The sequence below is a fragment of the Streptomyces sp. genome (assembly GCF_019510245.1).
Taxonomy (GTDB): Bacteria; Actinomycetota; Actinomycetes; order Streptomycetales; family Streptomycetaceae; genus Streptomyces.
The window spans coordinates 1-10,310 of record NZ_JAEKKT010000259.1; the positions used below are offsets into that span (position 1 = coordinate 1).

General features: G+C 71.9%; 9 protein-coding genes and 1 riboswitch. Of the genes, 4 read left to right on the forward strand and 5 right to left on the reverse strand.

What is annotated here, in order from left to right:
- The first annotated feature begins 234 nt into the window (after positions 1–234).
- From rlmN to JF597_RS48250, 4 genes are all read left to right on the forward strand, one after another.
- Positions 235–1,341 carry a 23S rRNA (adenine(2503)-C(2))-methyltransferase RlmN gene (rlmN, locus tag JF597_RS48235; RefSeq protein ID WP_294011983.1) on the forward strand — a complete coding sequence of 369 codons (1,107 nt, stop codon included), beginning with the start codon at positions 235–237 and terminating at the stop codon, positions 1,339–1,341.
- 40 nt (positions 1,342–1,381) lie between these two features.
- Positions 1,382–1,489, forward strand: a riboswitch (TPP riboswitch).
- A 72-nt stretch (positions 1,490–1,561) separates the two neighbouring features.
- Positions 1,562–2,632 carry a thiamine ABC transporter substrate-binding protein gene (locus JF597_RS48240; RefSeq protein ID WP_294011985.1) on the forward strand — a complete coding sequence of 357 codons (1,071 nt, stop codon included), beginning with the start codon at positions 1,562–1,564 and terminating at the stop codon, positions 2,630–2,632.
- Positions 2,633–2,676: 44 nt separating this feature from the next.
- Positions 2,677–4,275 carry an iron ABC transporter permease gene (locus tag JF597_RS48245; RefSeq protein WP_294012002.1) on the forward strand — a complete coding sequence of 533 codons (1,599 nt, stop codon included), beginning with the start codon at positions 2,677–2,679 and terminating at the stop codon, positions 4,273–4,275.
- The gene (locus JF597_RS48250) at positions 4,275–5,297 is read left to right on the forward strand and encodes an ABC transporter ATP-binding protein (RefSeq protein ID WP_294011987.1); all 1,023 of its coding nucleotides are present in this window, start codon (positions 4,275–4,277) and stop codon (positions 5,295–5,297) included. Before JF597_RS48245 ends, JF597_RS48250 begins: the two co-directional genes overlap by 1 nt.
- Before the next feature lie 78 nt (positions 5,298–5,375).
- Here JF597_RS48250 and JF597_RS48255 read toward each other — a convergent pair whose 3' ends face one another.
- The 5 genes from JF597_RS48255 to JF597_RS48275 form a co-directional block, all read right to left on the reverse strand.
- Positions 5,376–6,104 (reverse strand): LAETG motif-containing sortase-dependent surface protein, encoded by a 729-nt coding sequence (locus tag JF597_RS48255; RefSeq protein WP_294011989.1) that lies wholly within the window; start codon positions 6,102–6,104, stop codon positions 5,376–5,378.
- 138 nt (positions 6,105–6,242) lie between these two features.
- Positions 6,243–7,397: an LOG family protein gene (locus JF597_RS48260; protein ID WP_294011991.1), complete on the reverse strand. Its 1,155-nt coding sequence runs from the start codon at positions 7,395–7,397 to the stop codon at positions 6,243–6,245.
- Positions 7,398–7,413: 16 nt separating this feature from the next.
- Positions 7,414–7,821, reverse strand: a complete 408-nt coding sequence (locus JF597_RS48265; protein WP_294011994.1) for a VOC family protein — start codon at positions 7,819–7,821, stop codon at positions 7,414–7,416.
- 119 nt (positions 7,822–7,940) lie between these two features.
- Positions 7,941–9,413: a hypothetical protein gene (locus JF597_RS48270; RefSeq protein WP_294011997.1), complete on the reverse strand. Its 1,473-nt coding sequence runs from the start codon at positions 9,411–9,413 to the stop codon at positions 7,941–7,943.
- Complete coding sequence (locus JF597_RS48275) at positions 9,395–10,135, reverse strand: ATP-binding cassette domain-containing protein (RefSeq protein WP_294012000.1); 741 nt, start codon at positions 10,133–10,135, stop codon at positions 9,395–9,397. Before JF597_RS48275 ends, JF597_RS48270 begins: the two co-directional genes overlap by 19 nt.
- Positions 10,136–10,310: the final 175 nt, after the last annotated feature.

Consider the following 10,310-nt stretch of genomic DNA (forward strand, 5'->3'; position numbering starts at 1 on the left):
CGCGTTGAATGAACAGTCTTCCCAACGTAGATGCGGTTAGAACCGTCCAAGCAATGTCCAGATTCGTGACAACGCCGACGCACAGCGGCGGACAATGTTCGCGACCCCCAAGCTCCTGGGCCGTCCCTGGGCCGTCCGAGGCCGACCGACGCTGACAGTCGCCGCCCACGGGTGACCGCCCCCACCCCTCTCCGGCCTGGGCTCCCCGAGTTGATCTGCGACACTGGAACGGTTATGCCTGCACCCGGAGAACTCACTTTCGTCGCGCCGCGCGGAGCCAAGAAGCCGCCGCGGCATCTCGCTGATCTCTCGCCCGCCGAGCGCAAGGACGCGGTGGCCGAGGTCGGGGAGAAGCCGTTCCGTGCCAAGCAGCTCTCGCAGCACTACTTCGCGCGGTACGCGCACGACCCCGAGCAGTGGACCGACATCCCGGCCGGGTCGCGGGACAAGCTGCGGGAGGCGCTGTTCCCCGAGCTGATGACCGTCGTGCGGCATCTGTCGACCGACGAGGGGACGACGCGCAAGACGCTGTGGCGGCTGTTCGACGGCACGCTCGTCGAGTCGGTGCTGATGCGGTACCCGGACCGGGTGACCATGTGCATCAGCTCGCAGGCGGGGTGCGGGATGAACTGCCCGTTCTGCGCGACCGGTCAGGCGGGTCTGGACCGGAACCTGTCGACCGCCGAGATCGTCCACCAGATCGTGGACGGGATGCGGGCGCTCCGGGACGGCGAGGTCCCCGGGGGACCGGCGAGGCTCTCCAACATCGTCTTCATGGGGATGGGCGAGCCGCTCGCCAACTACAAGCGGGTGGTCGGAGCGATCCGGGCGCTCACCGACCCCGCCCCGGACGGGCTCGGCCTCTCGCAGCGCGGGATCACCGTCTCGACCGTCGGACTGGTCCCGGCCATCCACCGGTTCGCCGACGAGGGCTTCAAGTGCCGGCTGGCGATCTCGCTGCACGCCCCCGACGACGAACTGCGCGACACCCTGGTCCCCGTGAACACGCGGTGGAAGGTGCGCGAGGTCCTCGACGCCGGGTTCGAGTACGTCGAGAAGAGCGGGCGGCGGCTCAGCATCGAGTACGCCCTCATCCGCGACATCAACGACCAGGCCTGGCGGGGGGACCGGCTGGGCCGCCTGCTCAAGGGCAAGCCGGTGCACGTCAACCTCATCCCGCTCAACCCGACTCCGGGTTCGAAGTGGACCGCCTCGCGGCCGGAGGACGAGAAGGCGTTCGTCGAGGCGATCGAGGCGCACGGTGTGCCGGTGACGATCCGGGACACCCGTGGTCAGGAGATCGACGGTGCCTGTGGTCAGCTCGCGGCCACCGAGCGGTAATCTGAGGGCCGTACCCACAATTTCACATTCCGACATCTTCATATTCCGACAGGGGAGCGCCACAGCGCTGAGAGTGCGGCAACCGGGCCGCAGACCCTCTGAACCTCGCCCAGGTCATTCTGGGTAGGAAGTTCGGTCATCACTCAAGCTGTTGCGCCCTGCCCGCACACCGCGGGCGGGGCCGCGTCTCTTCCTGGTCAACCCCAGGAGGAAAACACCAGTGCACACAAGGACCTTCTTGGCCGCGGCCGTCGGGCTCGGTCTCGTCACGCTGTCCGCGTGCTCGTCGTCGCCGGGTTCCGAGGCCGGCTCCAAGACCGTCACCCTCGTCAGCCACGACTCGTGGGCCGTCTCGAAGAACGTGCTCCAGGACTTCGAGAAGCAGTCCGGCTACAAGGTCAGGGTCCTCAAGGACGGCGACGCCGGGCAGGCCGTCAACAAGGCGATCCTGACCAAGGACAACCCGCAGGGCGACGTCTTCTTCGGCGTCGACAACACCCTGCTCTCCAGGGCCCTCGACAACGGTCTCTTCCAGCCGTACCAGGCGAAGGGGCTCGACAGGGTCGGCACGGCGTACCAGCTCGACGCGGGCAAGCACCGGGTCACGCCCATCGACTACGGCGACATCTGCGTCAACTACGACAAGGCGTACTTCAGCAAGCACAAGCTGACCCCGCCGACGTCGTACGCCGACCTCGTCCAGCCGCAGTACAAGAACCTCCTCGTCACCGAGAACGCGTCCACCTCCTCGCCGGGGCTGGGCTTCCTGCTCGGGTCCGCCGCCGAGTACGGGGACACGGGGTGGCAGGGCTACTGGAAGAAGCTCCAGGCCAACGGCGTCAAGGTCGTCGACGGCTGGGAGCAGGCCTACAACGAGGAGTTCTCCGGCTCGGCCGGCGGCAGGAAGGCCGGCGGCGACCGGCCGCTCGTCGTGTCGTACGCCTCCTCGCCGCCCGCCGAGGTCATCTACGCCGACCCGAAGCCGAGCACCGCGCCCACCGGCGTCGCGACCGGCACCTGCTTCCGGCAGATCGAGTTCGCGGGACTGCTGAGCAACGCGGGCAACACCAAGGGCGGCAAGGCGCTCATCGACTTCCTGGTCTCCAAGGAGTTCCAGGAGGACATGCCGCTGAACATGTTCGTGTATCCGGTGGTCGAGGGGGCGAACGTGCCTGCCGAGTTCACGAAGTACGGTCCCGCCGCCAAGGACCCCGAGACCATGGCGCCCGACAAGATCGCCGCCAACCGTGACCAGTGGGTCAAGACGTGGACGTCACTCGTACTGAAGTAGCCGCGGTGGCCGGCCGGCGCGGGAACGCGGCGCGGCTCGGGCTGATGCTCGTGCCCGTCGCGTTCTTCGCCGTCTTCTTCGCCTGGCCGGTCGCGGCGATCGTCACACGCGGTTTGAGGGTCGACGGGGTGTGGCGGTTCGGGCGGATCGCCGACGTGGTGGCGCAGTCCGACATCCGGCACGTGCTCTGGTTCACCACCTGGCAGGCATTCGCCTCCACCGCGCTCACCCTGCTGGCCGCCCTGCCCGCCGCCTACGTCTTCGCCCGCCTCGACTTCCCGGGAAGGCAGGTACTGCGGGCCGTGGTGACGGTCCCCTTCGTGCTGCCGACGGTGGTGGTCGGGACCGCGTTCCTCGCGCTCGTCGGACGGGGCGGCCTGCTGGACGAGGTGTGGGGGGTACGGCTCGACACCACCGTCTGGGCCATCCTGCTGGCGCACGTCTTCTTCAACTACGCGGTGGTCGTACGGACCGTGGGCGGGCTGTGGGCCCAGCTGGACCCCCGGCAGGAGGAGGCCGCCCGGATGCTCGGCGTCTCCCCACTGAGCGCCTGGCGGAAGGTCACCCTGCCCGCGCTCGCGCCCGCCGTGGCCGCCGCCGCGCTGATGGTCTTCCTGTTCACCTTCACCTCCTTCGGCGTGGTGCAGATCCTCGGCGGGCCGACGTTCGCCACCCTCGAAGTGGAGATCTACCGGCAGACCTCCGAGATCTTCGACCTCTCCACGGCCGCCGTCCTCACCCTCGTGCAGTTCGCCGCGGTCGGCGCGATCCTCGCCGTGCACGCGTGGACCATCCGGCGGCGGGAGAGCGCGCTCAGACTGGTGGACCCGGCGGTGACGGCGCGCCGGCCGCGCGGGGCCGGTCAGTGGGCGCTGCTCGGCGGGGTGCTGGCCACCATCGCCCTGCTCCTCGTGCTGCCGCTGGCCGTGCTGGTACGGCGGTCGTTCGAGGGCGGGTTCGGGTACTATCGGGCGCTGGGCGACGCCGACGGCGGGACCTTCCTGGTCGCGCCGATCGAGTCGGTCGTCACCTCGCTGCAGTACGCGGTCGTCGCCACCGCCGTCGCCGTGGTGATCGGCGCTCTCGCCGCCACCGCGCTGGCCCGGCGGGACGCCGGCCGGCTGGTACGGGGGTTCGACGCACTGCTGATGCTGCCGCTCGGGGTGTCCGCGGTGACCGTCGGCTTCGGTTTCCTGATCGCGCTCGACAAGCCGCCCCTGGACCTGCGCCAGTCCTGGATCCTGGTCCCGCTCGCCCAGGCGCTGGTCGGCGTCCCCTTCGTCGTACGGACCATGCTGCCCGTGCTGCGGGCCGTGGACGAGCGGCTGCGCGAGGCGGCGGCCGTGCTGGGGGCCTCGCCCTGGCGGGTGTGGCGGGAGGTCGATCTGCCGTTGGTGCGGCGGGCGCTGCTGATCGCGGCGGCGTTCGCGTTCGCGGTGTCGCTGGGGGAGTTCGGGGCGACGGTGTTCATCGCGCGGCCGGACAACCCGACCCTGCCGGTCGCCGTGGCCCGGTTGCTGTCCCGTCCCGGGGATCTCAACTACGGCCAGGCGATGGCCCTTTCGACGATTCTGATGGTGGTGTGCGCGGTGGCCCTGCTGGTGCTCGAACGGCTGCGGACGGACCGGACGGGGGAGTTCTGATGTCCCTTCTCGAACTGGAGCGGGCCACCGTGCGGTTCGGCGGGCGGGCCGTGCTCGACGCCGTCGGCCTGGAGGTGGCCGAGCACGAGGTGGTGTGCGTGCTCGGGCCGAGCGGGAGCGGCAAGTCGACGCTGCTGCGGACGGTGGCGGGGCTGCAACCGCTGGACACCGGGCGGGTGTTGCTCGACGGCCACGACCAGGCGCGGGTGCCGGCGCACCGGCGGGGCGTCGGGCTGATGTTCCAGGACCACCAGCTGTTCCCGCAGCGGGACGTGGGCGGGAACGTGGCCTTCGGGCTTCGGATGCGCGGCGCCGGTCGCGCACAACAGGATGAGCGGGTGGGCGAGTTGCTGGAGCTGGTCGGGCTGCCGGGGGCGGCCCGGCGGGCCGTCGCCGGGCTCTCGGGCGGTGAGCAGCAGCGGGTGGCGCTCGCCCGGGCGCTGGCGCCCCGGCCCCGGCTGCTGATGCTCGACGAACCGCTGGGGCAGCTCGACCGCTCGCTGCGGGAGCGGCTCGTGGTCGAACTCCGCGAGCTGTTCGGGCGGTTGGGCACGACCGTGCTGGCGGTGACGCACGACCAGGGCGAGGCCTTCGCGCTGGCCGACCGGGTGGTGGTGATGCGGGACGGGCGGATCGCCCAGTCCGGCACGCCTCTTGACGTCTGGCAGCGGCCCGCGGACGAGTTCGTGGCCCGCTTCCTCGGCTTCGGCAACGTGGTCCCGGCGACCGTCGAGGAGGCGGTCGCGGTGACGCCGTGGGGGAAGCTGCCGGTGCCCGAGGGATCGGCGCAGGGCCCGCGGACGCTGCTGGTACGGCCGGCGGGTGTACGGCTCGTGGCCGCCGACGCGGGGCTGCCCTGCACGGTGGCCGCCCGCACCTTCCAGGGCACCCACGTCACCGTCCACCTCCAGCCCGCGGACGGGCCCCGCCTGGAGGCGGCCTGCGCGCTGCGGGAGGCGCCGGAGGCCGGGGACGCGGTGGGCGTCGAGTTCGACGCGGCGGAGACCGTCGTCATGGACTGACCTGCGCGCGGGTACGGCCGAGGCCCGCCCCCGGGGGATACGGGGACGGGCCTCGACGGTGCACGGGGGAGCGGCGCGTCAGTTGTCGCTGTGCGCCCCGCGACGGCGCATGCCGAACCATACGGCTCCACCGCCGACCACCACGAGCGCGGCGGCGATACCGGCGATCAGGCCGGTGTTGGAGTTGGCACCGGTCTCGGCGAGGTTCGACTCACCGACGGCCGGGGAGGGAGCATTGTCCGACGTGCCGGCCGGGGCGGTGGTGCTGTCCGTGGCCGACGGGGTCGGGGAGTCCGACTCGGCCGGGGTGGTCTCGGACGCCGACGGCGACGGGGTGGCCGAGTCCGAGGGGGAGGGGCTGGAGCTCTCCGTGGACTTGCACGCCGTCGACGGGGTGGTCAGGTTGGGCGTGATGTCCGTGTCGATCTGGATCTTGCCACTGTCGACCTTGACGTGAACGCGGTACGTCGCGTCGGGCGCCCAGTCCTCGGAGAAGGTGACCTTCTTGCCTGCCTTGTTGCCCTTGACGGTCTGGGCGTCGCCGACCTGCTTCGCGTCGGCACCGTTGCTCTCGAGGAAAACGGTGATGGTGGCCGGAGTACCTGAGGCGTCCTGGTCGGTGACCGTGATGACACCGTTGGAGCCGTCGCAGGTGGCTTCGGCGGAGAACTCGGAGATGTTGCACGCGAGAGCGGTGCCGGAGGCGGTGAACGCCAGCGCGGCCGACGCAGCGGCAACTCCCAGGATGCGCACGGAACGACGTGCACTGCGGCGGGATATGGACACGTTTGTCCTTACTGGGTGCATAACTGCGGGGGGTACTGAGGGGGTTGATGCGCCGACGAGGTGAGGCACCAGAATCCCCAAGAGGCTCACAGGTCTATAAGCGCTCCATAAGGAGTGTCAATGCATATGCGGTCCACGGGCGTTGACTTTACCTTCTCGTTAGACGCTGAGACGTTTCAGCGCCTGTGAAGCTTGCTCGATCCGGTCAACCAGGGCGATACGGGACGCCATCGCGCGCGCTCCCGCGAGCGAGGTCAGCAGCTGCCAGGCCGGCAGCTTCTCGCTCCAGTGCGCCTCGTTCACGAGCACCATCGGGGTCGGCTCGCCGCGTGACTCGTAGTAGTTGGGCGTCGCGTTGTCGAAGATCTCCTGGACGGTCCCGGCGGCGCCCGGCAGGAACACCACACCGGCGTTGGAGCGGGCCAGCAGGCCGTCCTCGCGGGTGGCGTTGGCGAAGTACTTGGCGATGTGCGCGGCGAAGGCGTTCGGCGGCTCGTGGCCGTAGAACCAGGTGGGGATGCCGACCGACGGGCCGCCGTCCGGCCAGCGCTCGCGTACCTCGAAGGCGGCGCGCGCCCAGTCGGTGACCGACGGCCGGAACGACGGTGCCTTGGCGAGGAGTTCCAGCGCCTCGTCGAGCATCCCGTCGTCGAAGGGCGCCGCGTACGCGCCGAGGTTCGCCGCCTCCATCGCGCCCGGGCCGCCGCCGGTCGCCACCGTGAAGCCGGCCCGCGCGAGCTCCCGTCCGAGCCGGGCGGCACCGGCGTACTCCGCCGTGCCGCGGGCCATCGCGTGCCCGCCCATCACGCCCACCACCCGGGCGCCGACGAGGAGTTCGTCCAGCGCGTCGGAGACCGCGTCGTCGTGGATCGAGCGCAGCATCGAGCCGAATATGTCGCCGTCCGCCCTGGTCTGCTGGAACCAGGCGTACGAGCGGGCGTCCGGGGTCGCCTCGTACCCGGCGTCGAGCGAGTCGAAGAGCTCGCCGGGCGTGTAGACGAAGGCGCGGTAGGGATCGAAGGGGAGGTCCGGGACCGGCGGGAACACCAGGGCGCCGGACGCGCCGGCCCGGGCGGCTGCCTCGGGGGACATCGGGCAGCCGAGGAAGACGGAGCCGGTGGTGTCGGTGGCCAGCAGGACGTCCGTACGGCCCGTCAGATCGACGGCCTGGATCCGGTACTGGGCGAGCGTGCCGTGCGCGGCGACGACCTCGTCGAACTCGGCAAGGGACTCGATCTCACGGTCGCGGGCGGCCCGGTGGGTCTGGGCGGGACGGGGCTGCGCGGAGGACGGCTGGGCGGGTGTCGGATGCACCCGCCCACTGTAGGTGTCAGCCCTGCACCGCCGCCGGGTCCATCCACACGACCTCCCAGCTGTGGCCGTCGAGGTCCTCGAAGGAACGGCCGTACATGAAGCCCTGGTCCTGGACGTCGTCGTTCGCCGTGCCGCCGGCCGCGACCGCCTTGCCCACCAGCTCGTCGACCTTCTCGCGGCTCTCCGCGCTCAGGCAGATCAGCACCTCGCTGGTCTTCGTGGAGTCGGCGATCTCCTTCTTCGTGAAGTCGGCGTAGCGCTGCTTGCTCAGCAGCATCGCGATGATCGTGTCGCTGATCACGACACAGGAGCAGTCGTCGGTGCTGAACTGCGGGTTGATCGAGTAGCCGAGCTCCGTGAAGAACTTCCGCGACGCGGCGACGTCGTTGGTGGCCAGGTTCACGAAGATCATCTGCTGGTACATGGGGTCTCTCCCTCGGGTGTCGTGCCGTTCGCGGGGATAGACCGGGGGGTGCGGCGAAAGTCATCGCCGGGTCCGGATTTTTTTCGTACGGCCTTTCGTACGGCTTGTCGTGTGGTCTCTCAGCGCGCGAGCGGGAGTGCGGCGAGTTCCGCGATCAGCAGGGTGAGGGGGCCGAAGAGGGCCAGCAGGGCGCCCGCGCGCAGGGCGGCCGCGCTGCGCAGCACCGTCGCCGGGGCGCCGAGGCGGAGCAGAGCCGCGGTGGTGCCGGCGCGGGACTGGCGGGCCTCGACCGCGGCGGTGAGGAGGGTGGCGACCGTGCAGCCTGCCACCACGAGGCCGCCGAGGGCGGTGAGGGGGCCGAAGGCGGGGGCGCCCCCGGCGTCGCCGTGGAGGGCGCCGGCCGCGACGGCCGCGGACGCCACCGCGCAGAGGACTCCGAGGGGGCGGCCGATGCGGGTGGCCTCCGCCATCAGGACGCGGCCGGCGAGGAGGCGGCGGGCGCCGGGGCGGACGGCCTGGAGGAGGCGGCCGCAGAGGTGGGTGAGGCCGGGGGCGGCGAGGATCAGGCCGAGGGCGGTGAGGGTCCAGCCGGCGAGGACGCCGACGGGGCCGCCGGCCAGGCCGCCGGGGAGGGGGGTGTGCGGGGCGGTTTCGGTGACGCCGGCGTAGGACTCCACGGCGAGGCCCGCGGCGAGGACGGCGATGCCCCACGGGAGGCCGGGCGGTGGGGCGGTGGGGAGGTCGGGGAGCGGGGCCGGGGTGTCGTCGGGGTGGTCGGCTGGGGCCGGGGTGGGCGGGGCGTCGCTTGCCGGCGCTTGCAGGGTGCCTCCCCCAGAGGGGGGACCCCCAGCGCCCACCCGTACCCCGGCGGCACGACCGCCCGCGGGCTGAAGCAGTGGCTCGGGGCCGTCCGAGGGCTGAAGCAGTGGTCGGGGGCCGTTCGCGGGTCGGGTGCCGGGCGTGGGGCCGCGGAAGAAGCGGGCGCCGAAGCGGCCGTAGGTGCCGAAGGTTTCTGGTTTGGCTGTTCGGGCGTAGGCGCCGAAGCGGCCGTACATGCGGGAGCGGGTGCCCGGGTGGGGCAGGTCGCGGGGGCGGAGGGTCAGGGCGACCGTCGTGGACGCGAGGACCGGCAGGACGGTCAGGAGGGTCAGGGCCGCGGGGACGGGCAGGGACCTGTCGGCTGCCAGGAAGTCCTTCGCCGCGCCGTCGAAGGGCATGCCCGTGAGGTCGCTGCGCAGGTGGAGGAAGACCAGGAGGGCCAGCACGGAGCCGAGGGCGCAGGCGAGGGCCGTGTTGAGGGCGGCGATCGCCATCAGGCGGGCCGGGCCCAGACCGAAGGCGGAGAGGCCGGTGCGTGGCTTGGCGGCGGGGTCGGTGCGGGCCACCGCGACCGCGAGGTACACCGTGCTGGCGGCCGGGACCGCGCACCAGGACAGGCGCAGGAGTGCGGCCGTCGAGTGGGCCGGGTGGGCCAGCGCGTAGCCGAGGGCGGACAGCAGCAGGAAGCTCGTGCCGGTGGCCGCCGTGGCCACCAGGAGGCGGCGCAGGTGCACGGTCGGCCGGGCGGTGCGGGTCAGACGGAGACTGAGCACTCGGCCCGGCCCTCCGCTTCGGGGACCGTGGGCAGGTGGACGGTGTTCACCCGGCGGCCGTCCAGGAGGGCGATCTTGCGGTCGGCGAGGGCCGCCGTCTCCGCGTCGTGCGTGGCGAGGACGACCGTGATGCCGTGCGAGCGGGCCGCCGTGGTGAGCGTGCGCAGCACGTGGGCGCGGTCGGCGCGGTGCAGCGGGGCCGTCGGCTCGTCGGCGAAGAGGACCGTGGGCGCGGGGGCGAGGGCACGGGCGATGGAGACGCGCTGCCGTTCGGCCTGCTGGAGCTCGGCCGGGTGCTTACGGGCCTTGTCGCCGACGTCGAGGCGCTCCAGCCACTCCAGCGCGGCCACCTTGGCTCGCCGCCGGCCGGTGCCGCGCAGCATCAGCGGCAGCGCGGTGTTCTCCCAGACGTTCAGCTCGGGGACGAGCGCCGGCACCGGGTCGATCCAGCCGAAGCGGTCGCGGCGCAGCCGCTCCCGGGCGAACGGGCCCATCCGGTGCACGGCCTTGCTGTTGAACCAGACCTCGCCGCCCTGTGCCGGGACCAGACCGGCCAGGCATCGCAGCAGCGTCGTCTTGCCGCTGCCGCGCGGGCCGCTGACGGCGAGGATCTCGCCCTCCCGCACGCCCAGCGAGATGCCGGTGACACCCGGTGAACCGTCCGGGTGGCGGAAGTGCAGGGCGCGTGCCCACAGCACGTCGTTGTCCGGCGGGGCCTCCATGGGCGTACACCTCGGTTCTGATCCGTTTTGCCGTGCATTCCCACGTCCGGGGGGACGAAGGGGGAACGAAGGCCGGTCCGATCGGTCACGTGCACGCTAGGCAGTGCCGGGGCCCGAGCCCGGACAGCACGCGGCCCCGGGCCGCCGTTCTCACTCGAACGGGCGGCGCCGGGGC

What these genes read in the sequence shown, in the direction of transcription:
- rlmN (WP_294011983.1), top strand. Translation starts at nt 235, where the DNA reads ATGCCTGCACCCGGAGAACTCACTTTCGTCGCGCCGCGCGGAGCCAAG.
- JF597_RS48245 (WP_294012002.1), top strand. Translation starts at nt 2,677, where the DNA reads ATGCTCGTGCCCGTCGCGTTCTTCGCCGTCTTCTTCGCCTGGCCGGTC.
- JF597_RS48250 (WP_294011987.1), top strand. Translation starts at nt 4,275, where the DNA reads ATGTCCCTTCTCGAACTGGAGCGGGCCACCGTGCGGTTCGGCGGGCGG.
- JF597_RS48255 (WP_294011989.1), bottom strand. Translation starts at nt 6,104, where the DNA reads ATGCACCCAGTAAGGACAAACGTGTCCATATCCCGCCGCAGTGCACGT.
- JF597_RS48265 (WP_294011994.1), bottom strand. Translation starts at nt 7,821, where the DNA reads ATGTACCAGCAGATGATCTTCGTGAACCTGGCCACCAACGACGTCGCC.
- JF597_RS48275 (WP_294012000.1), bottom strand. Translation starts at nt 10,135, where the DNA reads ATGGAGGCCCCGCCGGACAACGACGTGCTGTGGGCACGCGCCCTGCAC.